Annotated in this window: 34 protein-coding genes and 1 tRNA gene; 20 read left to right on the plus strand and 15 right to left on the minus strand. The window is 62.9% G+C overall.

Annotated elements, in window-relative coordinates; translation table 11 throughout:
• Positions 1–33: 33 nt before the first annotated feature.
• The 6 genes from ACFWAD_RS10940 to rpmB all read right to left on the minus strand — a co-directional run bounded on the left by ACFWAD_RS10940 (position 34) and on the right by rpmB (position 2,549).
• A complete protein-coding gene (locus ACFWAD_RS10940; protein WP_317827301.1) occupies positions 34–498 on the minus strand; it encodes a hypothetical protein in 465 nt (154 codons plus the stop codon).
• Between the two features lie 19 nt (positions 499–517).
• Positions 518–1,456, minus strand: coding sequence for an AEC family transporter (locus ACFWAD_RS10945; protein ID WP_378543562.1), 939 nt, complete (start codon positions 1,454–1,456; stop codon positions 518–520).
• Between the two features lie 112 nt (positions 1,457–1,568).
• A complete protein-coding gene (gene rpsR, locus ACFWAD_RS10950) occupies positions 1,569–1,826 on the minus strand; it encodes a 30S ribosomal protein S18 (protein WP_003946414.1) in 258 nt (85 codons plus the stop codon).
• 9 nt (positions 1,827–1,835) lie between these two features.
• Positions 1,836–2,141 carry a 30S ribosomal protein S14 gene (gene rpsN, locus ACFWAD_RS10955; RefSeq protein WP_019744735.1) on the minus strand — a complete coding sequence of 102 codons (306 nt, stop codon included), beginning with the start codon at positions 2,139–2,141 and terminating at the stop codon, positions 1,836–1,838.
• Positions 2,142–2,143: 2 nt separating this feature from the next.
• Positions 2,144–2,308, minus strand: a complete 165-nt coding sequence (rpmG, locus tag ACFWAD_RS10960) for a 50S ribosomal protein L33 (protein ID WP_003946358.1) — start codon at positions 2,306–2,308, stop codon at positions 2,144–2,146.
• A 4-nt stretch (positions 2,309–2,312) separates the two neighbouring features.
• A complete protein-coding gene (rpmB, locus tag ACFWAD_RS10965; protein WP_020908631.1) occupies positions 2,313–2,549 on the minus strand; it encodes a 50S ribosomal protein L28 in 237 nt (78 codons plus the stop codon).
• Positions 2,550–2,653: 104 nt separating this feature from the next.
• On the opposite strand from rpmB, the gene mrf reads away from it, so the two are divergent.
• The 8 genes from mrf to ACFWAD_RS11005 all read left to right on the plus strand — a co-directional run bounded on the left by mrf (position 2,654) and on the right by ACFWAD_RS11005 (position 9,410).
• Entirely contained in the window at positions 2,654–3,907 is a 1,254-nt protein-coding gene (gene mrf / locus ACFWAD_RS10970; RefSeq protein ID WP_378543565.1) for a ribosome hibernation factor-recruiting GTPase MRF, read from the plus strand.
• Positions 3,904–4,158, plus strand: coding sequence for a type B 50S ribosomal protein L31 (locus ACFWAD_RS10975; RefSeq protein WP_019744731.1), 255 nt, complete (start codon positions 3,904–3,906; stop codon positions 4,156–4,158). The genes mrf and ACFWAD_RS10975 overlap by 4 nt, the downstream gene beginning before the upstream one ends.
• Positions 4,158–4,331, plus strand: a complete 174-nt coding sequence (gene rpmF, locus ACFWAD_RS10980) for a 50S ribosomal protein L32 (protein ID WP_007727540.1) — start codon at positions 4,158–4,160, stop codon at positions 4,329–4,331. The genes ACFWAD_RS10975 and rpmF overlap by 1 nt, the downstream gene beginning before the upstream one ends.
• Before the next feature lie 18 nt (positions 4,332–4,349).
• Positions 4,350–4,961, plus strand: coding sequence for a trimeric intracellular cation channel family protein (locus tag ACFWAD_RS10985; protein ID WP_003946409.1), 612 nt, complete (start codon positions 4,350–4,352; stop codon positions 4,959–4,961).
• Positions 4,962–5,031: 70 nt separating this feature from the next.
• Entirely contained in the window at positions 5,032–5,718 is a 687-nt protein-coding gene (locus ACFWAD_RS10990) for a response regulator transcription factor (protein WP_003946387.1), read from the plus strand.
• Between the two features lie 65 nt (positions 5,719–5,783).
• Positions 5,784–7,163, plus strand: a complete 1,380-nt coding sequence (locus tag ACFWAD_RS10995; protein WP_020908630.1) for a HAMP domain-containing sensor histidine kinase — start codon at positions 5,784–5,786, stop codon at positions 7,161–7,163.
• A 235-nt stretch (positions 7,164–7,398) separates the two neighbouring features.
• Entirely contained in the window at positions 7,399–8,832 is a 1,434-nt protein-coding gene (locus ACFWAD_RS11000) for a S1C family serine protease (protein WP_378543568.1), read from the plus strand.
• A gap of 80 nt (positions 8,833–8,912) precedes the next feature.
• Positions 8,913–9,410, plus strand: a complete 498-nt coding sequence (locus ACFWAD_RS11005) for a molybdenum cofactor biosynthesis protein B (RefSeq protein ID WP_283303020.1) — start codon at positions 8,913–8,915, stop codon at positions 9,408–9,410.
• Between the two features lie 243 nt (positions 9,411–9,653).
• On the opposite strand, the gene mscL is transcribed toward ACFWAD_RS11005, so the two are convergent.
• The 4 genes from mscL to ACFWAD_RS11025 form a co-directional block, all read right to left on the minus strand.
• Positions 9,654–10,073, minus strand: a complete 420-nt coding sequence (mscL, locus tag ACFWAD_RS11010; protein WP_317554387.1) for a large conductance mechanosensitive channel protein MscL — start codon at positions 10,071–10,073, stop codon at positions 9,654–9,656.
• A gap of 99 nt (positions 10,074–10,172) precedes the next feature.
• A complete protein-coding gene (locus ACFWAD_RS11015; protein WP_378543571.1) occupies positions 10,173–10,904 on the minus strand; it encodes an SAF domain-containing protein in 732 nt (243 codons plus the stop codon).
• 77 nt (positions 10,905–10,981) lie between these two features.
• The gene (locus ACFWAD_RS11020; protein ID WP_162113687.1) at positions 10,982–11,293 is read right to left on the minus strand and encodes an FmdB family zinc ribbon protein; all 312 of its coding nucleotides are present in this window, start codon (positions 11,291–11,293) and stop codon (positions 10,982–10,984) included.
• A 111-nt stretch (positions 11,294–11,404) separates the two neighbouring features.
• Positions 11,405–11,983, minus strand: coding sequence for a 5-formyltetrahydrofolate cyclo-ligase (locus ACFWAD_RS11025; protein ID WP_378543574.1), 579 nt, complete (start codon positions 11,981–11,983; stop codon positions 11,405–11,407).
• Between the two features lie 59 nt (positions 11,984–12,042).
• On the opposite strand from ACFWAD_RS11025, the gene ACFWAD_RS11030 reads away from it, so the two are divergent.
• The 5 genes from ACFWAD_RS11030 to ACFWAD_RS11050 all read left to right on the plus strand — a co-directional run bounded on the left by ACFWAD_RS11030 (position 12,043) and on the right by ACFWAD_RS11050 (position 16,175).
• Positions 12,043–12,954: a UTP--glucose-1-phosphate uridylyltransferase gene (locus ACFWAD_RS11030; RefSeq protein WP_019744725.1), complete on the plus strand. Its 912-nt coding sequence runs from the start codon at positions 12,043–12,045 to the stop codon at positions 12,952–12,954.
• Positions 12,955–13,079: 125 nt separating this feature from the next.
• The gene (glp, locus tag ACFWAD_RS11035) at positions 13,080–14,339 is read left to right on the plus strand and encodes a gephyrin-like molybdotransferase Glp (RefSeq protein WP_317554289.1); all 1,260 of its coding nucleotides are present in this window, start codon (positions 13,080–13,082) and stop codon (positions 14,337–14,339) included.
• A gap of 21 nt (positions 14,340–14,360) precedes the next feature.
• Positions 14,361–14,996 (plus strand): GNAT family N-acetyltransferase, encoded by a 636-nt coding sequence (locus ACFWAD_RS11040; protein ID WP_007727523.1) that lies wholly within the window; start codon positions 14,361–14,363, stop codon positions 14,994–14,996.
• A gap of 267 nt (positions 14,997–15,263) precedes the next feature.
• A complete protein-coding gene (gene glpR / locus ACFWAD_RS11045) occupies positions 15,264–15,998 on the plus strand; it encodes a gephyrin-like molybdotransferase receptor GlpR (RefSeq protein WP_095971057.1) in 735 nt (244 codons plus the stop codon).
• A gap of 101 nt (positions 15,999–16,099) precedes the next feature.
• A tRNA-Ala gene (locus ACFWAD_RS11050) sits at positions 16,100–16,175 on the plus strand.
• Between the two features lie 292 nt (positions 16,176–16,467).
• Here the strand turns inward: ACFWAD_RS11050 and ACFWAD_RS11055 are convergent.
• Both ACFWAD_RS11055 and ACFWAD_RS11060 read right to left on the minus strand, forming a co-directional pair.
• Positions 16,468–16,692, minus strand: coding sequence for a hypothetical protein (locus ACFWAD_RS11055; protein ID WP_378543577.1), 225 nt, complete (start codon positions 16,690–16,692; stop codon positions 16,468–16,470).
• Positions 16,693–16,697: 5 nt separating this feature from the next.
• The gene (locus ACFWAD_RS11060; protein ID WP_378543579.1) at positions 16,698–17,036 is read right to left on the minus strand and encodes a hypothetical protein; all 339 of its coding nucleotides are present in this window, start codon (positions 17,034–17,036) and stop codon (positions 16,698–16,700) included.
• A 58-nt stretch (positions 17,037–17,094) separates the two neighbouring features.
• On the opposite strand from ACFWAD_RS11060, the gene ACFWAD_RS11065 reads away from it, so the two are divergent.
• Genes ACFWAD_RS11065 through ACFWAD_RS11075 form a run of 3 tightly spaced genes read left to right on the plus strand, consistent with a single transcriptional unit; the run spans position 17,095 to position 19,115 of the window.
• Positions 17,095–17,613, plus strand: a complete 519-nt coding sequence (locus ACFWAD_RS11065; protein ID WP_378543582.1) for a hypothetical protein — start codon at positions 17,095–17,097, stop codon at positions 17,611–17,613.
• Positions 17,614–17,616: 3 nt separating this feature from the next.
• Complete coding sequence (locus ACFWAD_RS11070) at positions 17,617–18,117, plus strand: ImmA/IrrE family metallo-endopeptidase (RefSeq protein WP_003946241.1); 501 nt, start codon at positions 17,617–17,619, stop codon at positions 18,115–18,117.
• Positions 18,114–19,115, plus strand: coding sequence for a hypothetical protein (locus tag ACFWAD_RS11075; protein ID WP_378543585.1), 1,002 nt, complete (start codon positions 18,114–18,116; stop codon positions 19,113–19,115). The genes ACFWAD_RS11070 and ACFWAD_RS11075 overlap by 4 nt, the downstream gene beginning before the upstream one ends.
• A 59-nt stretch (positions 19,116–19,174) precedes the next feature.
• Here the strand turns inward: ACFWAD_RS11075 and ACFWAD_RS11080 are convergent, their stop codons facing one another.
• The gene (locus ACFWAD_RS11080; protein ID WP_003946231.1) at positions 19,175–19,591 is read right to left on the minus strand and encodes a helix-turn-helix domain-containing protein; all 417 of its coding nucleotides are present in this window, start codon (positions 19,589–19,591) and stop codon (positions 19,175–19,177) included.
• Positions 19,592–20,070: 479 nt separating this feature from the next.
• On the opposite strand from ACFWAD_RS11080, the gene ACFWAD_RS11085 reads away from it, so the two are divergent.
• From ACFWAD_RS11085 to ACFWAD_RS11095, 3 genes are all read left to right on the plus strand, one after another.
• Positions 20,071–20,226 carry a hypothetical protein gene (locus ACFWAD_RS11085; RefSeq protein WP_166813907.1) on the plus strand — a complete coding sequence of 52 codons (156 nt, stop codon included), beginning with the start codon at positions 20,071–20,073 and terminating at the stop codon, positions 20,224–20,226.
• A gap of 142 nt (positions 20,227–20,368) precedes the next feature.
• Positions 20,369–21,214, plus strand: coding sequence for an SDR family oxidoreductase (locus tag ACFWAD_RS11090; protein WP_378543588.1), 846 nt, complete (start codon positions 20,369–20,371; stop codon positions 21,212–21,214).
• A 48-nt stretch (positions 21,215–21,262) separates the two neighbouring features.
• Positions 21,263–21,745 (plus strand): DUF2505 domain-containing protein, encoded by a 483-nt coding sequence (locus ACFWAD_RS11095; protein WP_378532652.1) that lies wholly within the window; start codon positions 21,263–21,265, stop codon positions 21,743–21,745.
• Here the strand turns inward: ACFWAD_RS11095 and soxR are convergent.
• Both soxR and ACFWAD_RS11105 read right to left on the minus strand, forming a co-directional pair.
• Positions 21,731–22,210, minus strand: a complete 480-nt coding sequence (gene soxR, locus ACFWAD_RS11100) for a redox-sensitive transcriptional activator SoxR (protein ID WP_050654499.1) — start codon at positions 22,208–22,210, stop codon at positions 21,731–21,733. The genes ACFWAD_RS11095 and soxR overlap by 15 nt on opposite strands.
• Positions 22,211–22,215: 5 nt before the next feature.
• Positions 22,216–22,704: an FABP family protein gene (locus ACFWAD_RS11105; RefSeq protein WP_378543591.1), complete on the minus strand. Its 489-nt coding sequence runs from the start codon at positions 22,702–22,704 to the stop codon at positions 22,216–22,218.
• A gap of 99 nt (positions 22,705–22,803) precedes the next feature.
• Here ACFWAD_RS11105 and arcA point away from each other — a divergent pair, with 99 nt between their 5' ends.
• The gene (gene arcA, locus ACFWAD_RS11110; RefSeq protein ID WP_378532657.1) at positions 22,804–24,021 is read left to right on the plus strand and encodes an arginine deiminase; all 1,218 of its coding nucleotides are present in this window, start codon (positions 22,804–22,806) and stop codon (positions 24,019–24,021) included.
• Positions 24,022–24,026: the final 5 nt, after the last annotated feature.

A 24,026-nucleotide genomic window follows, 5' to 3' on the forward strand; every position in this document is an offset into this window, starting at 1 on the left:
CGATCGTCGAACCTGTGCCGTTTAGGCGCGCGGCTAGCCGTTGATGACGTGACGATCGCCGAGCGGTCGGCTCAGCGGGACGTCCAAGCTGCCGAACACGGCAACCAGAATGCACATCTTGTCCGCGGCCTCGGGCAGTGCCCCGGTTCGTAGAGTGACGATCACCGTCGTATCGGTCTCTTCGACGGTTGCGTACGCGCCGTAGCACTCCGGAGTGCCGGTCACGAAGTGGACGGCCACCGTGTGATCGTCGACCTCGGACCACGATTCGAACATCGTGGCCGTTGCTCCCACGATGTCGGTGCGACTGTCGAACTCCGTGCCCATCTCGCTGTCGTCGACCTCGTCGGGAACGGGCGTTCCGAGCGACCAGTCGGCGGGACTCGCTTCGTTGGCCGCCATCGGATTCGGTGCGGCAACCGGCCCGGTTGTCTGGGCCCCGACGGAGCATCCGGCCAAAGCAAGGCAGGCCAGAACGGCGAGGGTTAGTACACGCATGGATCCACCGTAACCCTGCTCAAGCGAGTAGTGCCGTGACCAGCGCAATTGCCGGAATCGACGCCAAAGTGGTGACAAAGGCGCTGTCTCGGGCGAGGACCATTCCGCGCCGGTAGCGGCTTGCGTAGATGAAGACGTTCTGCGCAGTCGGCAAGGTCGAGACGACCACGATCGCGAACAACTGATGGCCGTCGATGCCGAGGAGGAAATGCGCCATCAGATAAGCCAGCACAGGTTGGACGACGATTTTGAGCGTCGACGCCAGCGCGACGTCGCGGCGCGGACTCGAGCCCTTCTCCAGCACCCGCACGCCGTACAGCGAGAGCCCGAATGCCAACAGCGCTCCGGGTACCGACGTGGCGCCGATCAATTCGAAAGGCTGCATCAGCGGCCGGGGCGGCGACCAACCGGCCAACGCGACGATCAATCCCGCTGCGCCCGCGAGCACGATCGGGTTCTTGAACGGGGCGGTGACGGTGTCGATCAACGAGAGCTTCTCGGCATTCTCGCCGCGAAGCGCCGTCAGATCGAGGATCGTCAAAGCGATCGGGGAGTAGACGACGATCTGGAACAGCAGGAGCGGGGCAACGAACGTGGCATCGCCGAGCACGAATACCGCGATCGGGATTCCGAGGTTTGCCGAATTCACGTACGAAGCAGACAGCGCGCCGATAGTCAGTTCGGGCAGCGGCCGATTGAGCCAGATCTTCGCAACCAGAACGTACAGAGCGCCGACGGCAAAGGCCGTCGCCGACGCAACCGCGAGCGTCGGCGAGAAGATCACCGACAAATCGGACGACGCGAGGGTCGTGAACAGCAGGGCAGGCGTCGCGACGAAGAACACGAGTCGACCGAGAACGAACTGTCCTTGGCTACCGAGGGTGCCGAGACGGCCGAGGAGATACCCGACCGCGATGACAACAAAAATTACGGTGAAACCCGCAACAACTCCCGACACGCTGCGGGCACCTCTCGACTGGAATGAACGACTTCGAGAAATCTTAGTCCGGGCAGCAAAAAGGCCGCGCAGTCGAGTGACTGCGCGGCCTCTTCGGTACTTCTACGTGTGACTACCGTGCGGCGGTGAAGGGGAGCAACGCCATTTCGCGTGCGTTCTTCACGGCAACGGCGACCTGACGCTGCTGCTGCGGGGTCAGGCCCGTGACGCGACGGCTGCGGATCTTGCCGCGGTCCGAGATGAACGTGCGAAGCAAGTTGATGTCCTTGTAATCGACATGCGTGATCTTCGCTGCGAACAACGGGTTCTTCTTGGGCTTACGACCCTCTACGGGGCGTGGCTTCTTCGACGGTGAACGCTTGACTGCCATCCGACTTCCTTACCAGCTCGACTTGTGTACGCCAGGCAGTTCCCCACGGTGCGCCATTTCTCGCACGCGAATCCGGGAGAGCCCGAACTTCCGCAGGTGGCCGCGCGGACGTCCATCCGCAGCGTCTCGATTGCGCAATCGTACCGGACTGGCGTCGCGTGGTAGACGTTGCAGGGTCGCTTGGGCCTTCGCGCGCTCCTCGGGCGAGCTTTTCGGCGAGCGGATCGCCTCCTTGAGAGCGGATCGCTGCTCCGCGTACCGCTCGACGATGACCCGTCGCTGGTTGTTCTTGGCGATCTTCGACTTCTTGGCCATGCCTACTTCTCTTCTCGGAAATCGACGTGCTTTCGCAGCACCGGGTCGTACTTCTTCAGCACGAGCCGATCGGGGTCGTTGCGACGGTTCTTGCGGGTCACGTACGTGTATCCGGTGCCCGCGGTGGACTTGAGTTTCACGATCGGACGGATCTCGTTGCGCGCCATCTGCTCAGACCTTCTCGCCGCGGGCGCGAATCCGGGCGACGACGGATTCGATGCCGTCGCGGTCGATCGTCTTGATCCCCTTGGTCGAGAGAGTGAGCGTGATGCGGCGACCCTCGCTGGGCAGCACGTAGGTCTTGCGCTGGATGTTCGGGTTCCAGCGACGGTTCGAACGCTTGTGGGAGTGCGAGACGGATTTTCCGAACCCCGGCACACGTCCGGTCACTTGGCAGTGAGCCGACATGGGTGTTCCTTTCAACTTGCAGATGACAATCATTTTCGACAATGCGGTGAGATCAATGTACCGTTCAACCTCGGTAATGACAATCATTCCCAGAAAGGCCCGCTGTGAACACGATCTTGGACGGCAGGACTCCGCTGGTCCTGGTCGCCGGCATGAGCGAATCCACCCCACACACCGCACGAGCGTTGCTGCGAACCGGAACTGTTCTGGTCCATCACGACCTGAGCCACGTCCGTGAAGGGGTGGTCCGGCGGACGGTCACCTCGATGACCGGGAGTGCCGGGTCTGCCAGCACTGTGTCCGAGCGCGAGACGATCCTCGAGCTCGCGCACGGCTGCGTCTCCTGCACCCTGCGCGAAGACTTGCTGCCGCTCCTGCGCCGGCTTCACTCGCACAGTTCGGTCCAGCGGATCGTCTTGCTGCTGGACCGCCAACTCGAGCCCGAGGCGCTGTGCTGGGCGATCGAGCACGTCGTCGTGACCGGCGTCGTCGGCCAACTGGACGGACCGGCACAGCGCGATGTCCGCGTCGACGCTGTCGTGACGTGCATCGACGCGCAGACCTGGCTCGCCGACGCGACCGGCGACGAAGCTCTCGACGACGACCGCACCCTGGCTCAGGTCGTCGTCGGGCAGGTCGACTTCGCCGACGCGCTCGTCCTGCGCGGGTCCGACGGGCTCGACGGCTGGCAGCGGTCCCGCCTGAACGCGGTTCTCGCGCGCATCGCTCCGCGGGTACCCGTCTTCGATGAGGGAGACGACATCGAGGCACTGCTCCTCGAGGTGCCTGCGGATGCGCGACGCGGTGAACTGGCCGACGCACATTCACCGTTGCTGCGTCGCCAGCCGCCGCTCGACGACGACGGCGGAGTGATGCTGGTCGAGTTCACCGCGAACCGGCCGTTCCACCCCGGGCGTCTGCACGAGGCGATCGACGTCCTGCTCGAAGGCGTCGTGTACTCCCGGGGGCGCGTCTGGGTGGCGACGCAACCGGGTGAAGCGCTCTGGCTCGAATCGGCCGGCGGTGGCTTGCGGGTTGCCAGCGCAGACACCTGGCTGGCCGCGATGACGCCGGAGCAACGAGAGCGCGTTCCGGCCGAGCGCCGTGCCCTCGCAGCCCTGAAATGGGACGAGCGTTTCGGTGATCGCGACACCTCGATGGTTGTTCTGACCTGCGGTGCGAACCCGCTCGAGATCGACCGAACACTGCAGCACGCCTTGGTCACCGACGACGAATTGGCAGATGAAACGTCGTGGGCCACCTGGGAAGACCCGTTCGGTGAGTTCCACGAAGACCCGTGTGACGAATCCGAATCGCCTTATGCCGAAACCGAATCAACGCGAGAGGGAAACGAATGAAGAAGCAGATGCACCCCGACTACCACCCGGTGGTGTTCCAGGACGCCAGCACCGGCAAGAGCTTCCTGACCCGATCGACCGTGACGAGTGACCGCACCGTCGAATGGGAAGACGGCGGCACCTACCCGTTGCTGGTCGTCGATGTCACGAGCGACTCGCACCCGTTCTGGACCGGAGCGCAACGCGTGATGGACACCGCCGGACGCGTCGAGAAGTTCGAGCGTCGCTACGGGAAGCGCAAGGCACTCTGATGGCCGTTCCTAAGCGGAAAATGTCCCGCTCCAATACGCGCAGTCGCCGTGCCCAGTGGAAGGCGACGGCGCCCGATCTGGTCGAGGTCACGGCCTTCGGCCAGACCCACCGGGTTCCCCGGCGACTGGTCAAAGCAGTTCGACTCGGGGTGATCGACCCGAGCCGCATCTGACCGTGCGATCCTTGGCCGGTGCTGCTGAGGATCCTCGAACTGGTGGGCATCGTGGCGTTCGCGGCCTCGGGTGCCCTGGTGGGCGTCACCAAGCGACTCGACATCTTCGGGGTGTGCTCGGTGGGTGTGTTCACCGGTATCGGCGGCGGTATCGTCCGCGACGTTCTCCTCGGCGTCCATCCGCCCAGCTCGCTGAGCAGTTGGCCGTACTTCGGAACGGCCGCCGCCACCTCACTCGCCGTGTTCTACCTCCACGAGCCGCTGAATCGACTGCGTCGTGAAATCCTGGCGCTCGACGCACTGGGAATGGGCCTGTTCGCGAGCACCGGCGCCGTCATCGCGCTGGACAACAACGCCAGTTCGCTGGCGGCGACGTTGATCGGTGCGACCGCTGCAATCGGCGGCGGAGTGATCCGCGACGTCCTCGTCAACGAGGTGCCGCTGCTCCTGCACAAGGACCTGTACGCGGTTCCCGCACTGCTCGGCGCTGCGTTGGTGGTCACAGTCTCGCAAGCCGGACTGTCCACCAACGCCGCGCTGGTATGCGGCACCGCATTCGCCGCAGTGTTCAGACTGCTTGCGTTGTGGCGTCATTGGAGTCTGCCGGGACCCCGGCGAACCCGGGACTGATCGCGACACGCCGGAGCCCGGAATCGGACCCTCTCAGCCGCATCTCAGCACTTCAGTCCAAACTGTCGGTATGCGTATTTTGGTGGTCGACGACGACCGGGCGGTTCGCGAGTCGCTTCGGCGGTCGCTCAGCTTCAACGGCTACACGGTCGAACTCGCGGTCGACGGACTCGACGCTCTCGAGAAGATCCTCGCCAACCGGCCCGACGCCGTCGTTCTCGACGTCATGATGCCGCGACTCGACGGACTCGAAGTGTGCCGCCGATTGCGTAGCGCCGGCGACGACCTACCCATCCTGGTACTCACCGCTCGCGATTCGGTCAGCGAGCGAGTCGCCGGCCTCGACGCCGGAGCCGACGACTACCTGCCCAAGCCGTTTGCCTTGGAAGAACTGCTCGCGCGACTGCGCGCTCTGCTGCGTCGCACCGCACCCGATCTCGACGCCGATTCCGAGATGATGGCGTTCGAGGACCTCACCCTCGACCCGGTCACCCGCGAGGTCAAGCGCGGCGAACGATCGATCAGCCTCACCCGAACCGAGTTCTCCCTCCTCGAAATGCTCATGGCCAACCCGCGCCGCGTGCTGACTCGTGGACGCATTCTCGAAGAGGTGTGGGGATACGACTTCCCGACGTCCGGCAATGCGCTCGAGGTGTACGTCGGTTACCTGCGTCGTAAGACGGAGGCGGACGGCGAACCGAGGTTGATTCACACCGTCCGCGGAGTCGGCTACGTCCTGCGGGAGACGCCTCCGTGATCACCGCTCCGTTCGGCAAGAACGCCGAACCGAAGAAATCCTCCACCACCCAAGCGTCCGTCGAAATGCGCCCGCCGATGCCACTGACCCGTTCGGTGTCGCTGCGTTGGCGCGTGACATTGCTCGCTGCGTCGGTGGTGGCCATTGCCGTCGCAGTCATGGCCATCGCGGCGTACGCGGTGGTTTCGCGTGCGCTCTACGCGGACGTCGATCACCAGTTGCGGACCAGAGCAGCGGTGCTCATCGACAGTAATGTCGTGCGCTTCGATCCTCGCTACATCTCCGGCGCGACGCTCTACACCACCGACATCAGTGTTGCCCTGATCTTCTCGGATCTGAGCACGTACCAGCCGCCCGGTTCCGACGTGCCGATCGGCGAAGCCGAAGATGCCGTCGCGCGGGGCGAATCGGATTCCTCGCTGCGAACCGTCGACGGCCAGCGCGTGCTGGCCCAACGAACCCATGACGGAAGCACTTTGGTGATCGGGCAGCGGCTCGCGCCGACCGTGGCGGTACTGGACCGGCTGGCCTGGGTCCTCTTCGTGGTCGGCGGGTGTGGTGTCATTCTCGCAGCGGTGGCGGGTACTACCGTGGGCCGCACCGGTTTACGGCCCATTGCCAGGCTGACTGCAGCCACCGAACGCGTCGCCCGGACCGACGATCTGACGCAGATCCCCGTGACCGGCAGCGACGAATTGGCGCGTCTGACAGAGAGTTTCAACACGATGCTGCGGGCACTCGCCGAGTCCCGCGAGCGTCAGTCGCGTCTCGTTGCGGACGCCGGACACGAGTTGCGCACACCGCTGACTTCGTTGCGTACCAACATGGAATTGCTGATCGCGTCCAGCCGACCAGGCGCGCCGCAGATTCCCGACGAGGACATGGCCGAACTGCGTGCCGACGTCGTCGCGCAGATCGAGGAACTGTCGACTCTTGTGGGCGACCTCGTGGATCTGGCCCGCGAAGACGCGCCCGAAACCGTGTACGAGCGCGTCGACGTCAGCGACGTCGTCGAGCGGGCGCTCGAGCGAGCACGGCGCAGGCGCAACGAAATCGAGTTCGAGGCGGTCACTACTCCGTGGTACGTCTACGGAGACCAGGCGGGCCTCTCGCGTGCCGTGCTCAACGTCCTCGACAACGCTGCGAAATGGAGCCCGAAGGGCGAACAGGTACGCGTCGAAATGCGTCCGGTCGGCCAAGGATTGTTGGAATTGACCGTAAGTGATGCGGGACCTGGCATTCCGGAGGAGGATCGGGAGTTGGTGTTCGATCGTTTCTACCGGTCGACCGCGGCTCGCTCCATGCCGGGATCGGGTCTGGGACTTGCGATTGTGCGTCAGGTCGTCGTCAAGCACGGCGGCACCATTGCGATCGACGAATCCGATCGTGGGGGAGCGCTGGTTCGAATCGTGCTTCCCGGCGAACCGGGTCCGAGCGCCGAGTAGCGTGTTCGGGCGGCTGCCCAGGCCCGTCGGTCCCGCATATCGGTGACCGAGGTCACGGGGTAATGCGTTCGGGCCGAAAGTATTTCGGGCCGAGCCGGCAACACCGGCTTTTCACGTCGAACTCTGGGTAAAGTGACAGGCACGTCTCAGCGCCTTCTCAGCAGCGCAAGGCAGCATTGTCGGCAGAACAGTTGTGACTGCCCGTCCGGTGGTCACCGTAGACGAAAGCGAGCCGATGACCGAGGACCGTAACGTCGGGCCGACCCGGCCCGAGCAGCCCAACAGCGAGCCCACCACCCAGGCGCAGCCGCAGCAGCCTCCTGTGCAGCCGCAGCAGCCGTACCAGCCGACCGAATCCTTTGCCCGACCCACCGAAAGCTTCGGGCAGGCGCCGCAGCAGCCCACGCAGGCTTTCGGCCACCCGCACGGTGCTCATGAGGCGGCGTACCAGCAGAACGCTCCGTACGGCGCACCCAACCCGGGTGGCCCCGGCGGCCCGAACGGTCCGGGCGGCCACAATCAGATCCCAGCGCCGCTGCAGGGGCCGAACTCCGGTTCGACCACCACCAAGCCGAAGTCAGGACGCATGGCGCTGGTTGCCGGCGCTCTCGCCCTGGTCCTGGTCAGTGGTGGTGTCGGTGGCGTGGTCGGTGCCGTCGTAGCGGACCGCAACGGTGGAACCGCGACGGTCACCAACTCGCTGAACGCCCCCAAGCCCACTGCCACCAACACGTCCAACGCTCCTGCCGGCTCGGTTCAGGCCGTTGCCTCGAAGGTGGTGCCCAGCGTCGTGCAGATCGAGGTGGCCACCGCGCAGGGACAGGGCGGTGAGGGTTCCGGCGTCATCCTGTCCTCCGACGGCCTGATCCTGACCAACAACCACGTTGCCGGTGCTCAGGGAGCGCAACTTCGCGTCGCGTTCTCCGACGGAACCAAGGCCTCGGCCACCCTGGTCGGTGCCGATCCCGTCTCCGACATCGCCGTCATCAAGGTCGACGGTCGCAACGACCTCACGCCCATCGATCTCGGCAACTCCGGCGACGTCCAGGTCGGACAGCAGGTAGTTGCCGTCGGGTCCCCGCTCGGTCTGGCTGGCACGGTCACCGAAGGCATCATCTCCGCCCTCGATCGTCCGGTGTCCACGAGCGGCGAGTCCGGCAACCAGAACACCGTCATCGACGCTCTGCAGACCGACGCAGCGATCAACCCCGGTAACTCCGGTGGTGCCCTCGTGAACATGGACGGCCAGCTGATCGGCATCAACACGGCGATCGCCTCCCTCGGAGCGTCCTCGGGTACCCAGGGCGGCTCCATCGGCCTCGGATTCGCCATCCCGATCGATCAGGCACGCCGCGTCGCCGACGAGCTGATCAAGACCGGCAAGGCGACCCAGGCCATGATCGGCGTGACCGTGCCGTCGCAGGACAACGCCGACGGCGCAACCGTCATGGATGTCACCGCTGACGGACCGGCTGCAAAGGCCGGCATCCCGAAGGGTGCAGTCATCACCAAAGTCGACGATCGTGTTGTCGCAGATGGTGATTCGCTGATCGCGGCAGTGCGTTCGCATGCTCCCGGAGACAAGGTCTCGATCACGTACAGCGACGGCGGGCAGACCAAGACCGTCGATGTCACGTTGGGAACCGCGGCGGCGCAGGGCGGCCGATGATGTTCGGCGATCAGCAGACGATCGACCCGATCTTCGGCCAGATCGCAACGGCGTCGGGATCGGACACTACGGTAGGAGTCATGGAACTCGAAGCCACATCGGCCGGCCGCGCTCTGGTCGTCATCGTCGACGATCGAACAGCCCACGGCGACAACACCGACTCCATCGGTCCTCTGGTCACGGAACTGCTGAACGAAGCGGGTTTTCTCGTCGATGCGACGGTTGCCGTCGCCGCCGACGAAGTGGAAATTCGCAACGCTCTCAACACCGCAGTCATCGGTGGCGTCGACCTCGTCATCTCGGTCGGCGGTACCGGGGTGTCCCCGCGTGACGTCACTCCCGATGTGACCGCCGAGGTTCTCGATCGCGAGATCCCGGGAATTGCCGAAGCACTTCGCGCTTCCGGTCTTTCGGCCGGATCACTCGATGCAGGCTTGTCCCGTGGCCTCGTCGGGGTTTCGGGCAGCACGTTGGTCGCCAACCTGGCGTCGACCAGGCCGGCGATTCGCGACGGCATGGCAACCCTGACGGCTCTGGCGAGCCACGTCATCGCCGAGCTGTCCAGCCTCGAGGGCTGAGACGGTTTGCCCGAGCAGCCAGATATCCCGAAGAAGCCGCCAGTCGACAAGAAGCGCCTGGCGCGCATCTTCGGGGACGTCTTTCCCGAGACGACGTCGGACGAGCGGGGTCCGGAAGGATCGTCGCGATCCTCGGACGACGATTGGCTGCGTAGTCAGCGCCCCCCGCACCACGGTGGTTGAGTAGAAAATCAGGCCGTCGGACGCAATGTCCGAGGGCCTGATTTGTTCTGCGGGCACTGCTTATTCGAGCGTCTTGGCGTGCGCTCCCGTGTCGGCGCCACTGTTGGCGGAGAGGATATCGCGGATCTGGATGAGCAGATCGGTTTCGCTGGCTTCCTTGTCCTCGGGCTCGGAGACGAACTTCTTCTTCGCCGCATTCGCGGGAACGATGAGCACGAAGTAGACGACCGCCGCGATGATGACGAAGTTGATGATCGCGGTGACCACTGCGCCGAAGTTCAGGAACGTCTCAGAGGTGTCACCCGTCAGCTGAATACCCCACCCGTATTCGTTGCCGCCGCCGATCGAAGCGACGAGTGGGTTGATGATGTTGCTGGTGAAGGCCGTGACGATGGCGGTGAAGGCTGCGCCGATGACCACTGCGACGGCCAGGTCGAGCACGTTTCCGCGAAGCAGGAAATCCTTGAATCCCTTGAGCATGTCGGTGTCCCCTCGAGTCTCCGATGGCAAGTGCCAGATGGTCCGTTGATACCGAACCGACTGGAAAAATCCTAGAGGAGCTTCGGCCGCTTTGTGCGGTCAGCGAAATGTCACGGTGATCGCATTGGACAGAGATGCCGCGGCTACGACGTTTGCCGCCGGTGTCGGCAGGGCCAGCAGAATCACCTGTTCCTGCTGGTTACGTGTACTTTCCGAGGTGGTGACCAACGCGACGACCGCCCCCGCGGCAAGAATTTGCGGTGCTTTGTCGGCAATCGATTCGTTGGGTGTGTCGGGGCGGGGTGTGTCTGGGCCGACAGTCAGGACGTCGACGACATCGCCGCTGCGCAAGATATCTGCAACGGCCGCATCGGCGAGTCGAACGGGAACGATGCGGGCGTCGTCGGTGCCCACCGACAACCCGGCCAACCGGGGGCTGAGAACACGCACGTCGGTGACGGTTTCTCCGGAGCGAATCGGGCCGGCAACGGTTCTGCCGACTACCAGGTCGGTATCGGAGACAACTCCTTCGGGAAGGTGTTTCGAGTCGATCTCGCTGACCTCGACATCCGAATCCGCGATCACCTGCCCCGGAGTGAGATCGCGACTCGAGACAACTACGGCGACGGTGTCGGTCGCGGGATCGCCTCGAAAGAAAAGAACAACGCCGAGTGTGGCCAGGACAACGGCTGCGAACTTGCGGACGGTCGCCGAGCGAAATCGCGTGCCGCGTGTCAGTTCGACGAGGCGATCGAAGATGTTCGGCGTGAGATCGAGTTGGGCGCGCAATGGATGGGAGCGCCTCGGCGAACGAGAACGTACTGACGGCATTCATGCACGTTAGGGCCGGAAGCGGTGCTTCCGGCCCTAACGATGTGAACCTGTGGACAACCCGGAGGTTGTGGAAATCAGCTTGCGGCAGCCTTCGCGGGCGCCGGCGTGCTGGTCGACGAACTCGAGGTCGAAGAGGAGTCCGACTTGGACTCGGACTTCGGAGCGGGTGCCGAATCGCTCTTGGCCGGCTCGCTCGCTGTTCCGGAGCCGCCGCGGCTGTCGGTGCGGTAGAAGCCGCTGCCCTTGAACACGATGCCAACAGAGTTGAACAGCTTGCGGAGCTTGCCTGAGCAGGCTGGGCAGACCGTCAGCGAATCTTCGCTGAAGGACTGGACGATGTCGAAACGGTTGTCACATTCCGTACATGCGTATGAGTAGGTGGGCACCGGGCTTCCTCCGCACTGTGATGTTCGAGCAGCCGCGTATTTACACCGCAGCCTTTAGCACTCTACAAGTGACAGTGCCAACAGCGCTAATCAGGGATCTATTCCCGCAGATCATTCGCGATGGAGCCGCGTGAGACCGCCGCCCGGCGTCAGTGCCCAGCCCATGGGAATGTCGTGGTCGTCTGCCGGCAAGGTCTCGACGAGTTCGGAGTCTCTGACGAGGGCCACCAATCGAGTCTGCGAGCCGACCGACCCGAGAGTGCGGTCGTAGAAGCCTGCGCCACGGCCGAGGCGTGTTCCGCGAAAGTCCACCGCAAGTGCAGGGATCAGCATGCATTCCACCTCGGACAGGGTTTCCGGTGGTAGGACGGGTCCGACGGGCTCCCGAATGCCGTACTTCGCCGGGCGCAAACCGTCGGCGCCGCTGTACTGGACCCAGGACAAGGGTCCGGGCTCCCCGGTGATCGGAAGTAGTACTCGCTGGGCGATCTCGGCAACGGCGTCGAGCAAGTCGGTGGATCCGGGTTCGGTGCGAGTGGGGACATACGCACATACCGTTGACCCGTCGACGATCACCGACCGCAGGTGCGTGATCAACGCCGCAGTTTCCGTGTTTCGAGTGTGCTCCGAGACTGCTTCACGGGCTGCGAGTGCGATTTGTCGCCATTGCGCTTTTGTCCGAGGTGTCACCCCGCAACGATATTCGTCTTGCTGACCGAGCGGTAACAAGCGGCGGCTAAGGTGTTGGCATGACAGACGTTGTCGCTAGCAGCACGAGGGCCTTCCGTACGGCCGTGGTCCCCGCAGCCGGACTTGGTACGCGCTTCCTGCCTGCCACCAAGACGGTTCCGAAAGAATTGCTGCCGGTCGTGGACACACCGGGTATCGAACTGGTGGCTGGTGAAGCCGCGGACTCGGGAGCCGAGCGGCTCGTCATCGTGACGTCCCCGGGTAAAGACGGAGTGGTTGCTCACTTCGTCGAGGATCTCGTACTCGAAAGCAAGCTGGAGGCAAGCGGAAAACTTGCTGCGCTGGCAAAGGTGCGCAAAGCGCCCGGTTTGCTCGAAGTCGATTCCGTGATTCAGGAACAGCCCCTCGGGCTCGGGCATGCCGTCGGTTGTGTCGAGTCGGTTCTCGATGACGACGAAGATGCCATCGCAGTCCTTCTGCCCGACGATCTCGTACTGCCGCGTGGTGTCCTGGAGATCATGGCGCGAGTTCGGGCCAAGCGCGGCGGCTCCGTTCTCTGCGCAATCGACGTACCCAAAGATGCGGTCAGTGCGTACGGCGTCTTCGACGTCGAGATCGTTCCCGACGCGGTCAATCCCGACGTACTCAAGGTCGTCGGCATGGTCGAGAAGCCCGCTGTGGAAGATGCGCCGTCGACCTTTGCCGCGGCGGGTCGCTACCTGCTCGACCGTGCGATCTTCGACGCACTTCGTCGCATCAAGCCGGGAGCCGGCGGTGAGTTGCAACTCACCGACGCCATCGCGCTCCTGATTTCCGAGGGCCATCCGGTTCACGTGGTTGTGCACCGCGGAACACGTCATGACCTGGGCAACCCCGGCGGGTACCTCCGCGCTTCGGTTGACCTGGCTCTCGACAGTGACGACTACGGCCCGTCCTTGCGCAAGTGGCTCGCGGATCGACTCGACCGCTGAGCGTGTCGCCACGGTGGTTGATCGCCCGATAACGCAGTATCAATGTGCTTGTCCCTTTTCGAAGGCAAGGCATCATGAGCTGACGGATATCACCGAATTTCCAGACACAGGAGGACGCGGACCAGATGCGGTCGGTTGAGGAGCAGCAGACCAGGGTTACCGCTGCTGCAGTGGCACCCCGTCCGGTTCGGGTCGCCATCTCGGAGGCGCAGGGACTGCTGTGTGCCGAGGAAGTGGTGACCGAACGCCCATTGCCAGGATTCGATCAAGCTGCCATCGACGGTTACGCGGTTCGCAGCGTCGACGTCGCCGGTGCGGGAGCCGATCTCCGAGGAGAGGACGGCGAGCCCACGGACCTCAGCTTGCCGGTGGTCGGCGAGGTGACGGCGGGCTCACGCCAACCGATCCGGCTGCAACCTCGTCAGGCCGTCCGAGTCGACACCGGCGCGCCGTTGCCCACGCTGGCCGACGCAGTCCTTCCGCTCGAAAACACCGACGGTGGTCGCGCTCGTGTTCGGATCTTCGAGCCGGTGCGTTCGGGCGATTACGTTCGCCGTGCAGGTGACGACGTCCAACCGGGTGATGTCGCCGTTCGTGCAGGCACCATCATCGGAGCCGCACAGGTCGGGTTGCTTGCCGCCGTCGGCCGCGACAAAGTGCTCGTCCATCCGCGTCCGCGCCTCTCGGTCATCAGTGTCGGTGGAGAACTCGTCGACGTCGATCGCACGCCGGGGCCTGGTCAGGTCTACGACGTCAATTCGTATGCTCTCGCCGCGGCCGCGCGCGATGCCGGTGCCGACGTCAACCGCGTGGGAATCGCAGGCAACGACTCGCGTCGTCTTCGTGAAGTAGTCGAGGGTCAGCTGATTCGCTCGGAAATCGTTGTCATCGCCGGTGCAGTGGGCGGCGGAGCGTCCGACGAAGTTCGTGAGGCGCTCGCCGATCTGGGGACACTCGAGGTCGAGCGCGTTGCCATGCATCCGGGATCGGTCCAGGGCTTCGGACAGCTGGGACGAGACGAGGTTCCGACCTTTCTCCTACCGTCGAACCCGGTCAGCGCACTGGTGGTATTCGAAGTCATGGTTCGCCCGCTGATCAGAATCGCGCTGGGACGACGCCAACCGATGCGACGAGTAGTGAAGGCGCGCACGGTGGGAACGATTACGTCGATCGCCGATCGCAAGGGTTTCCTGCGTGGTCAGCTGATGCGTGACGAAGCGACGGGGGAGTACCTGGTGCAGGCCCTCGGCGGTGCACCCGGCGCGTCCTCTCACCTCCTCGCGACCTTGGCGGAAGCCAATTGCCTGGTTCTTGTCGATCGAGACGTCACCGAAGTGCACATCGGTGAAGAAGTCGACGTAGCTTTTCTCGCCCAACGTGGGTAACGCCGACCCGAGTGGGGTGTGATGTCAGTCCATCCAGGATGGCCGGAAGATCTCGGCCCGCTGCGAGTGCCCGCGGGCGTGGTGACCGTCCGCCCCGTCAAACTTCGTGACGCTGCCGTGTGGAGTCGTCTCCGCATTCGCGATCGCGAGCACCTCGAGCCGTGGGAGCCCACCGGAGAATCGCCCTGGGATGCTCGCCATCACATCACCGTCTGGCCCTCCCTGTGCGGAAACCTTCGCTCCGAAGCGCGCAAGGGCAGGATCCTTCCCCTGGTGATCGAACTCGACGGGAAGTACTGCGGGCAGGTCACCATCGGAAATGTGGTGCGCGGCGCCCTGAGGTCCGCCTGGGTGGGCTATTGGGTCGCCTCGCACGTCACCGGTGGGGGCGTTGCCACAGCGGCCGTTGCGCTCACACTCGATCACGCATTCTCGAAGGTCGGTCTGCATCGAGTGGAGGCCACTGTTCGGCCGGAGAACGCGTCGAGTCGCGCAGTCCTACGAAATGTGGGGTTCCGGGAGGAAGGTCTCCTCAAACGCTATCTCGATGTTGACGGCCAATGGCGCGACCATCTTCTGGTCGGAATGACGATCGAGGAAGTCCCCACCACCGTCGTCGACAGATTGGTGCGATCCGGGCGCGCTTCGTGGGTGTGACGAAGACGGCGCCAGAAGCGTGAGAAACGCGAGCTAAACAGCAGTTACCGCTGAGTAGTCCTACTTTTGGTCGGAAATTTGTGATTTTTGATTCAACTAGAACTTGAGACTTTTGGGACTGAACCGGAAGTTCAGTTCGGTACGCGTGTGACACATGAGTATGGTGGGGTTCGGCGCGTCGGCAACGATGCGAGGGCGTCGGCCGTTAACCTTGACTCGTCAACGGCTGGCATAGGTGCTGGTAGGTGATCGGGAGGAGGCCGCGGCATGCCTAGCTCATTCGTGTGGATCGGGCTGGTGGCCGTGTGGCTGTTCGTCCTGGTGCCGATGCTTGTCAACAAGCGCCCCAGGATCCGGCAGACGAGTGACGCGGCGCTCGCGACTCGAGTACTCCACCGCGGCGACAGCAACCCTGTTCAGCGCGGGCCGGCAGCAGGACATCGAAGCGATCCGAACTGGCAACCAGAACCAGTGCGCAGCAGCTACGACGCGGAGGACCAGATGGACACTCACGCAGAAGACGATTACGCCGGCGGTCGTGCACCGGTCGGAGAATTTGTTCCCGTCAGGCGCGGCCGAGGCGGGTTCGACCCCGAAGCGGATGCCATCGCCCGGGAGGCGCGGTATGCCTTCCGTCAGCGGACATTGCTGGGACTTGCGTTCGTCGCAATTCTTTCGGGCGCTCTCGCATTGATCATCTCGCCGATGGTGTGGTGGTTGTTCGCGCTCACCGTGTGCGGCCTCGGCGGGTACATGGCTTACTTGCGTCGGCAGGTTCGGATCGAGCAGGAGATTCGCCGCCGCCGCACTGAACGCCTCAACCGATCGCGACTCGGAGTCGAGTCGCACACCGACGAAGAGCTGCGCCTGATTCCGGCGCGACTGCGTCGGCCCGGAGCGGTTGTCCTCGAGGTCGACGACGAAGATCCGGTGTTCGATCACTTGGACCACTATGAAGAAGAGGTCAGGCACACCGAGATGCGTCGCGCGTCCGGTCAGTGATCCTCTGGGCCGATCTGTCGGGCCGAAAGTTCGTGTCGGGTGATTCCAACGGGAGTAATCGTTCCTGTTAGAGTTGCCGAGCACCGCTGAGGCGGTGGCACGGGGCTGTGGCGCAGTTGGTAGCGCGCTTCGTTCGCATCGAAGAGGTCAGGGGTTCGATTCCCCTCAGCTCCACCAAGAAGTACCAGCAAAAAGGGTCTTTCAACGAAAGTTGAGCGACCCTTTCCTGCATTTTCAGGGCCTGCCCGAATTGCGAAGATTCGGTCTGAGTGTGCGCCGTTTCATACGATTGCGACCGCCGATCCGGACCGTTGAGCTTCCAAGTGAGGGATGATCCTTGGGCGGATACATGTTTGCCGGAAATGTAACGAGGGTCTGCCCGCTGCGATAGGCACGATGAGTCCGCTGCAGTTTTCCGCAGGTAGGACGTATATGTCGGGGAGGAATGTCGATGAGCCAGCCACGACGGCTAGCGATGATGCTTGTTGCTGTGATGTGCCTGATGGGAATCGGCGTCCTTGCCGTATCGGTCTTCCCCGCCATCGTCGCCGCCCAGCCTGGTGGCAATAACGGCAATGGAAACAACAGTAACAACGGTGGCAATTACGGCAACGGCAACAACGGTGGCGGCAACGGCAACTACGGCAACGGCAACGGCAACAACGGTGGCGGCAACGGCAACTACGGCTGGCATTGCCATCACCACAACTGCGGAACGACGGTAGTGCCGACGACCACGACGACTGTGCCGACGACCACGACGACTGTGCCGACGACCACGACGACTGTGCCGACGACCACGACCACGACTGAGCCGACGACGACGACTGAGCCGACCACGACGACCACGACGACGACTGAGCCGACGACGACGACTGAGCCCACGTCGACGACTGAGCCGACGACGACGACGACGACTGAGCCCACGACGACGACTGAGCCCACGTCGACGACTGAGCCCACGACGACGACTGAGCCGACGACGACGACTGAGCCGACCACGACTGAGCCGACCACGACGACTGAGCCCACGACCACGACTGAGCCCTCAGCGAACCCTTCGGCGTCGCAACGTCCGAGCAGCAGTGCGTCACCGGTGACCAGCCCAACCTCGCAGACCGAGAGTTCTCCGAGCGAAGCACCCTCCGAGTTGCAGACGTCAGAGACGCAGTCCCCTTCCGAATCGCAGCCGAGTTCCGAGCAGTCGTCCGCGGTAGCGGCTCCGCCGGCGGGACCGTCTGATCCGCAGGGACCGTCAGCGGGCGGAGGGCCTGCACCCTCTTCCGGTGGACCGGCGAACGCTGCGCCGGGCGCAGTCGCAGCACCATCGGTCCCCGAGGTCCTGGCCGCTCCGGCACCCGTGGCTCCCCAGGTGCCGTCGAATACGCCGAACGTCGCGGCTCCCAGTGACAACCCGCAGGCATTTCCGACGGCGTTCACTCAAGGGCTTCCGCCGATTCTCAACGCTGCCGCCGTCGCCGGCGGTGTGGGCGGAATGGCAGTTGTAGCGGCCGGTGCGGGAGCAATGACTTTCCGCGGAGCATCGCTGCAGAAGGCGCGATTGGCTGCCGCTCGTGCCGAATTCCTGGCACCCGGATCACAGGGAGGTGCGTGAGTCGTGCCGGACAGACGTTCACATCGCCGCGTTCTGGCTGCGGTGGATGCCGTATGTGACGCTGCAGCGTCGTCGGAGGCTGTGTCACTGCTGACGGTGGTGCAGACAGTCGCCCGCGAGCGTGGGCGCCCGATCGAGATCGATCTGGAAACCCCGCTCGCCACCGGAGTGTGCGGTCAGCGTCGAGCCTACGACGATCACGATGTCATCGTCCTGGCTCCCGGACTGCCCAATGTCGAGCGAACCCTGGCACATGAATTGGGGCACATAGTGTTTCGTCACGAGGGTGCCGAGATCGCCGAAGCGACGCTCGAAGTCAGTGACGATTTGATCGCGTACATGCTGAGTCAACGTTCTTTGCGGCGCAACGAGCCTGTGCCGATGGATGACATCGCCGAGTGGGAAGCCGAGACGTTTGCGTCCATGTTGATCATGCGTCTGCGAACGATGAGTGGCCGTGGGACACCGCTGTCGGTGTTGCGGTACGACGAGGCGATCGGATGATCTTTTGGGCTGTCGCCCTTCTCGTCTGGGTTGCAGCCGGCGCGAGACTGGGTCGAGTTGTCGCGCGCACCGCTACGCCCTTGCGAATGTCGATGGTCTTTGCCGGCTTCTCGGTCGCATTGTCCTCGACGGTCATGGTGCCGGCGGTGTGGGACATCGTCGATCGCATTGCACCGGAGCAGCATGCCGCAGCGATGATCGTCATCGTGTTGTGGACAGCGTTGTCTGCGGCCAGCGCAGTCGGTGCCGTGTCTGCCTGGCCGGTGATGTCGCGCCCAGCTATGCGCGGTCTCGCTACGGTGCTGTACTCGGTGGGGCTGCTGGTGGCGATCGCGGTTCTTTTCGGTTACCCGGCGCCGGCTCTGATCTTTGTCATAGTCGCTCTGTCCCTTGTCATTTCGACAGGTCTACGGCACGTGGCGTGGGCGCCGTTGGGCCGTGGTATCGCATTGATCGTGACGGGTTCGTCGATCCTGCTTGTCGTGGTCGTCGTGATGCTGGTCGAATCGATCGGTGGCACAGGAGCACTCGAATCGGATGTCTGGACGGGCGCAGGGGTTTGGTTCATCGCTGCGTCGAGTGTTCTTATAGCGCTGGGCATCACATGGGTGCTTCTCGAGACCTGGTTGCGCGCACGACGAGATTTGTATCGTCTGCGGCGAATGCATGCGCTTCTCGTCAAGCGATTTCCCGAGGTTGTCGACGCGGACAGTGCCGGAAGTACGTCTGTGCTGCGAGCATCGGACATGATCGCCCAGATCATGGATGCAATGTACATCCAGTCCGGCGCCGGGATGTTCGACGTCGGCGGACAGGAACCGCCACGGGCAGTCACTGCACATGCGGGAATAATGGCAGGGTGGATCGCGGATCCGTTGGCCTCGGATGTGTTGGACACCAGGTGGATTGCACCACCGGAGAAGATGTCTGCGCGCCGCTGGGTCTTGTTGTTGGCGAAAGAACTCGATGAAACGACAAAAGTAGGTCGACGTCCATAGTCGACCTACTCCATGTCATTTCAGTATTTCAGTGCTCTCGCCACTTCAGCACTTTCGCATCAGCGTGACGCGTCAGGCGGAACCTCTGGCAATCCTTCACTCGCGCGGAGCTTTTCAGCCATCGTGGTGAGCAGGTTCTGCGATTCTTCCGAGAGGTCGAATGCACGGCTCGAGAGGCGGCGAAGACCGTAGCCTTGGAGCTGCGAGAGCAGCTCGAGGTCGTGATCGATCTTGGCTGCGTAGATGTCGTTGAAGAAGTAGTCGGGCTTCACCTTGAAGAACCTGGCGAATGCGGCGACTGTCTCGTCGGACGGATTGGTGCGCTGTCCCGAGCGGAGCTGCGAGATGTACGGCTTGGAGATCTGATGGCCGTCTTCGATGAGCGCTGCCGCAACCTCGGCATTGGTGTGGGGTTTGCGCCCCGGAGGATGAACACTGTCGAACAGTTTGTTCAATCGTTCTGCAAAGTCAGCCATTGTGAACCGCCCCGTAATCCTCTCTAGCTAGCAATTGTCCGTTCAGTGAATCCTACGGTATCACGCGGATAACCGATCGGTAGCTCACCGTAGTCTGTTTAGTGGACTAGTTGTCAAATGTGTCCGAGATTCGATTCATCGGGTCGTTGAGTGCTCAGCTATGTCCCAGCGCACATTGAGTATCCGCCGCACGGAAATGCGCAGCTACGGCTGCGCTATTCGAACCTTCCAGTACTTGGCTAATATGCCCATTATCAAACTATTTACCTGTTTTGGCGATATTAGCTAAGCGTTAGCCTGGTTTTTCGAGAGTGTTTCGGTTGAAAAACTGCAGTTCAGAGGCGGTTTGAATGAATGGGGCCGCAATCTGACTGCTTATTCGCGATGTCGTGGGGATCACTTCTGGGTTGAACCTTGAACGGTTTGCCGGAATGCGATCTGTGCTAGCTAAACCCGCTGGACAGGTGCAGAATTGTGATATGAAACACACGATGAGCGATGACGAACTGCGCCGCGCAATCCGTGAAATTCAGGATCGAGCCCACGACGCGCGCAAGCGCGGGGACGATGTAGCGGCGGAAGAACTCGACCGTACGGTCAGGGGCTATCAAGAGCAGATGATGCAGCGTCTGTAGTACTGCGTGCGGTCGTCTCCACCGAACATTTTTGGAGTGCGGCCTCACTCGCAGGTCGCCTTGCGTGTTTCGGGGCGGCCGCACCGTGCGTGCGTAGACTTTCCCGCATGTCCACAGTACGAGTGCGGGGGAGTGTTCATCCATGTCTGTAAGGTCGCTCGACGGCAAGAAATGCCTGATCACCGGCGCTGGTAGTGGAATTGGACGCGCAACCGCGCTGCGCGCATCCGAGGCTGGTGCAGAATTGTTTCTCACCGATATCAATGACCTCGGATTAGAGGAGACCGTTGTGATGGTCGGTGCCGGCGGCGGCACGGTCAGCATGGCGAAGGCGCTCGACATCTCGGACTACGACGAGGTCGTGAAATTCGGTACCGAGATTCACACTCAATTCTCACCGATGGATGTCGTCATGAATATCGCCGGCATTTCAGCTTGGGGAACTATCGAGAACCTCGAACATCGGCATTGGAAGTCGATGGTGGACGTCAACTTGATGGGGCCTATTCATGTCATGGAGACGTTTGTTCCGCCCATGATTCGTGCAGGCAAGGGTGGACATCTGGTCAATGTGTCTTCGGCCGCCGGACTCTTGGCCCTGCCGTGGCACGCTGCCTACAGTGCGAGCAAGTTCGGCCTTCGCGGGGTCTCCGAGGTGCTGCGATTCGATCTGAAGCGGCACGGGATCGGCGTCAGTCTGGTTGTGCCTGGTGGGGTGAAGACGCCTTTGGTGGGAACCGTGGAAATCGCGGGTATCGACAGGGATGACCCGCGGGTAAAAAAGCTCACACATCGGTTCGAGAAGCGTGCGGTTTCGCCGGAAAAGGTGGCGTCGTGCATTGTTCGGGGGATCGAGAAGAACAAGTATCTCGTTTACACGTCCAATGACATCCGTTTCGGATACTGGTGGGCGCGCAAATTCGCCCCGCCTTACGAGTTCGTCATGCAAAAAGCGAATGACCAGTTCGGTAAATTGCTCGAGCGATGAGCATTAACTCAGTCGGGACTTTTATCTAGTCGAATAGGGACCAAGGTCATGCCGAAGAGTTTTCATTTCGATATCGATTTCAAATATCCGATCGACGACGTTCATCGAACTTTGACAGACCCGAGTTATTGGGAAGTTCGACTGGGCGATCTGTATGCCACCTCGGACATCGCGGTACTGGACGGATCCATCGAAGTATCGGTGTCCGAGGAAATCGACTCCGCCTCCCTGCCGAGCTTGGTTGCGAAGGTTGCGCCGAGTCGACTCGGTCTGCAGCGGATCGATCGGTGGGGACCTCTGTCGGACGGGCGTGCGGCAGGTTCGGTGACTGGAATTGCGCAGGGACTGCCGATACGAATCGAGACGACGCTCGATCTCACCGCTGCCGAGTCCTGCACGCGGTTGGTCGTCGACGGAACGGCTGAGGTGAAGATGCCGATTATCGGCGGCCAGATCGAGAAGTTGCTGAAGAAGACCGTCGAGGACTTGCTGGGGCGCGATCGGGACGCCGTCGAGTCATTTCTCGCCTGAATCGGCGCCGAAATCGACCTCCAGAACGCGCGCACCCGGACCGGCGGACGCGAGTTGATCGTGAGGGTTGGCGAGGGCACACCCCTCCAGCGAGAGACACCCACAACCGATACAGCCGGTGAGGTTGTCTCGTAGGCGTTCCAACTGCTCGATGCGTAGATCGAGGTGGCGCCGCCACCCGGTCGACAACCTTTCCCAATCTGCGCGGTTCGGGGTCCGGCCTTCAGGCAGTGTGCCGAGTGCCTCCCGGATTTCCGACAGCGGAATTCCGACGCGTTGCGAGATTCTGATGAAGGCGACGCGTCGAAGCGTGTCTCGTTGGTATCGACGCTGGTTGCCGCTGGTCCGGCGACTGACGATCAGGCCTTCCCGTTCATAGAAATGCAGGGCTGAGACGGCCACACCGCTGCGCTCGGAGAGTTGGCCGGGCGTCAGTTCCTTGGCTTTCCACGACGGCATCTCCATGACGACTACCGGTCCGTTGCCCGATGAAGAGTGGCGTGGAGGTGATGCGTCAGCGGGGTGTCTCCATGCGCCATCCACACGTCGTATGTCAGCGTGTCGCCCTGGACCCGCAAGACGCGTCGGACGTCGTGAACGGGTTTTGCGTCGGGCGATGCTGCGAGCGTGAGACGGGTCAAGGCGAGAGTGCCTTCGGAGTCGACGGTGCCGCGGTGGATCTCGACAAATCCGGTGGGTTGACTGACGAGCAGTTCGAGTTCGCCACCAGGTGTTGGACGCAGGTATCCCGATTCCATGTGAAGCGGTCGGCCGTCGGGAAGCCCGCGAGTGCGCGACGAGTAGGTGACAAATGGTTTGGGAGTGGCCGCGAACTCGATCTCCTCGGAGTACTCGAAGTCGTCGATGGTCGGGAAATGTCCGGCTCCAGCGCCGACCCAGCGTCCGGTGAACCTGTCGATTCCGGCGCCGCTCAGCGCCGCCTGATCCGTACTGTCCATTGCTTAGTCCTCTCGCCTGCGTCGGATCAGACGTTACGCGGGCCGGTAAGGCAGCTGCTTCTCCCTGCTGGGTGGGGCCTACGGGATTAGTGTTCACTCATGAACGCTTCTGGCTCCGTCCCCCTCGGTGTCGATTCCGAGGTGGGCCGCTTGCGATCGGTCATTCTTCATCGGCCTGGCGACGAGTTGAAACGGTTGACCCCGCGCAACAACGACGAGCTGCTGTTCGACGCGTTGCCGTGGGTGGACCGTGCGCAGGAAGAGCACGACCAGTTTGCGACCGTCCTTCGTGAGCGCGGCGTGGAGGTACTGCTTTTGTCCGATCTCCTCACCGAGTCGCTCGAGGTCAGTGGCGCAGCCAGGATCCAGGGAATCGCGGCTGCCGTCGACGCACGCAAGATCGGACACGCGCTCGGGCAACACCTGGCCGCGTACCTGCGACAGGTGGAGCCGAAGGAGCTGTCGTCGATCCTCACTGCCGGAATGACGTTCGACGAGCTGCCGATCGATGCAGACTCGACCTCGTTGGTGCGCAGGATGCATCACGGCGGTGACTTCGTGATCGACCCTCTGCCCAATTTGCTCTTCACCCGTGATTCGTCGTTCTGGGTCGGGCCGAGGGTGATCATCACGTCCTTGGCGTTGTCGGCGCGAGCTCGCGAATCCTCGATCACGGATCTCGTGTACGCGCATCACCCTCGATTCAAGGGCGTGCGACGCGCGTACGAGTCCCACACCGCTCCTGTCGAGGGAGGGGACGTGCTGCTTCTCGCTCCGGGGGTGATCGCAATCGGTGTCGGTGAGCGGACGTCACCCGCGGGAGCAGAAGCATTGGCGCGCAGCGTGTTCGACGACGGTCTCGCTCACACCGTGTTGGTTGTTCCGATCGAGCAGCGCCGAGCGTCGATGCATCTCGACACGGTCTGCACCATGGTCGAGGCCGACGCGGTCGTCATGTACCCGGCCATCCAGGACACGTTGTCGGCTTTCACCCTGCGCAAGGAAGACGACGGGGTGAGTATTCGCGGTGCGACGCCGTTCCTCGAAGCGGCAGCCGACGCCATGGGAATCGGAAAACTTCGTGTGATCGACACCGGACTCGACACGGTGACGGCCGAGCGCGAGCAGTGGGACGACGGCAACAACACGTTGGCCGTCGAACCTGGCGTCGTCGTCGCGTACGAGCGCAACGTCGAAACGAACGCCAGGCTCGAGGCCTCGGGTATCGAGGTCTTGCGAATCGCGGGTTCCGAACTGGGCTCCGGCCGCGGCGGGCCTCGGTGTATGTCCTGTCCGATCGCCCGCGATCCGCTGTGAGTGGT

Origin of the sequence: Rhodococcus sp. NPDC059969, assembly GCF_042738325.1 — a bacterium.
In the GTDB taxonomy this organism is placed as follows: domain Bacteria; phylum Actinomycetota; class Actinomycetes; order Mycobacteriales; family Mycobacteriaceae; genus Rhodococcus_F.

Coding starts and splice junctions, on each gene's coding strand:
- ACFWAD_RS11075 (WP_378543585.1), top strand. CDS start 18,114: ATGATCTTTTGGGCTGTCGCCCTTCTCGTCTGGGTTGCAGCCGGCGCG.
- soxR (WP_050654499.1), bottom strand. CDS start 22,210: ATGGAGATGCCGTCGTGGAAAGCCAAGGAACTGACGCCCGGCCAACTC.
- ACFWAD_RS11015 (WP_378543571.1), bottom strand. CDS start 10,904: ATGCCGTCAGTACGTTCTCGTTCGCCGAGGCGCTCCCATCCATTGCGC.
- rpmG (WP_003946358.1), bottom strand. CDS start 2,308: ATGGCGCGCAACGAGATCCGTCCGATCGTGAAACTCAAGTCCACCGCG.
- ACFWAD_RS11030 (WP_019744725.1), top strand. CDS start 12,043: ATGACAGACGTTGTCGCTAGCAGCACGAGGGCCTTCCGTACGGCCGTG.
- ACFWAD_RS10995 (WP_020908630.1), top strand. CDS start 5,784: ATGCGCCCGCCGATGCCACTGACCCGTTCGGTGTCGCTGCGTTGGCGC.
- glpR (WP_095971057.1), top strand. CDS start 15,264: ATGCCTAGCTCATTCGTGTGGATCGGGCTGGTGGCCGTGTGGCTGTTC.
- ACFWAD_RS11095 (WP_378532652.1), top strand. CDS start 21,263: ATGCCGAAGAGTTTTCATTTCGATATCGATTTCAAATATCCGATCGAC.
- ACFWAD_RS10975 (WP_019744731.1), top strand. CDS start 3,904: ATGAAGAAGCAGATGCACCCCGACTACCACCCGGTGGTGTTCCAGGAC.
- ACFWAD_RS11090 (WP_378543588.1), top strand. CDS start 20,369: ATGTCTGTAAGGTCGCTCGACGGCAAGAAATGCCTGATCACCGGCGCT.
- ACFWAD_RS11080 (WP_003946231.1), bottom strand. CDS start 19,591: ATGGCTGACTTTGCAGAACGATTGAACAAACTGTTCGACAGTGTTCAT.
- rpmB (WP_020908631.1), bottom strand. CDS start 2,549: ATGTCGGCTCACTGCCAAGTGACCGGACGTGTGCCGGGGTTCGGAAAA.
- ACFWAD_RS10940 (WP_317827301.1), bottom strand. CDS start 498: ATGCGTGTACTAACCCTCGCCGTTCTGGCCTGCCTTGCTTTGGCCGGA.
- glp (WP_317554289.1), top strand. CDS start 13,080: ATGCGGTCGGTTGAGGAGCAGCAGACCAGGGTTACCGCTGCTGCAGTG.
- ACFWAD_RS11005 (WP_283303020.1), top strand. CDS start 8,913: ATGGAACTCGAAGCCACATCGGCCGGCCGCGCTCTGGTCGTCATCGTC.
- ACFWAD_RS11040 (WP_007727523.1), top strand. CDS start 14,361: ATGTCAGTCCATCCAGGATGGCCGGAAGATCTCGGCCCGCTGCGAGTG.
- ACFWAD_RS11055 (WP_378543577.1), bottom strand. CDS start 16,692: ATGCCAGCCGTAGTTGCCGTTGCCGCCACCGTTGTTGCCGTTGCCGTT.
- ACFWAD_RS11000 (WP_378543568.1), top strand. CDS start 7,399: ATGACCGAGGACCGTAACGTCGGGCCGACCCGGCCCGAGCAGCCCAAC.
- rpsN (WP_019744735.1), bottom strand. CDS start 2,141: ATGGCCAAGAAGTCGAAGATCGCCAAGAACAACCAGCGACGGGTCATC.
- ACFWAD_RS11085 (WP_166813907.1), top strand. CDS start 20,071: ATGAAACACACGATGAGCGATGACGAACTGCGCCGCGCAATCCGTGAA.
- ACFWAD_RS11105 (WP_378543591.1), bottom strand. CDS start 22,704: ATGGACAGTACGGATCAGGCGGCGCTGAGCGGCGCCGGAATCGACAGG.
- ACFWAD_RS10990 (WP_003946387.1), top strand. CDS start 5,032: ATGCGTATTTTGGTGGTCGACGACGACCGGGCGGTTCGCGAGTCGCTT.
- arcA (WP_378532657.1), top strand. CDS start 22,804: ATGAACGCTTCTGGCTCCGTCCCCCTCGGTGTCGATTCCGAGGTGGGC.
- mscL (WP_317554387.1), bottom strand. CDS start 10,073: ATGCTCAAGGGATTCAAGGATTTCCTGCTTCGCGGAAACGTGCTCGAC.
- rpmF (WP_007727540.1), top strand. CDS start 4,158: ATGGCCGTTCCTAAGCGGAAAATGTCCCGCTCCAATACGCGCAGTCGC.
- rpsR (WP_003946414.1), bottom strand. CDS start 1,826: ATGGCAGTCAAGCGTTCACCGTCGAAGAAGCCACGCCCCGTAGAGGGT.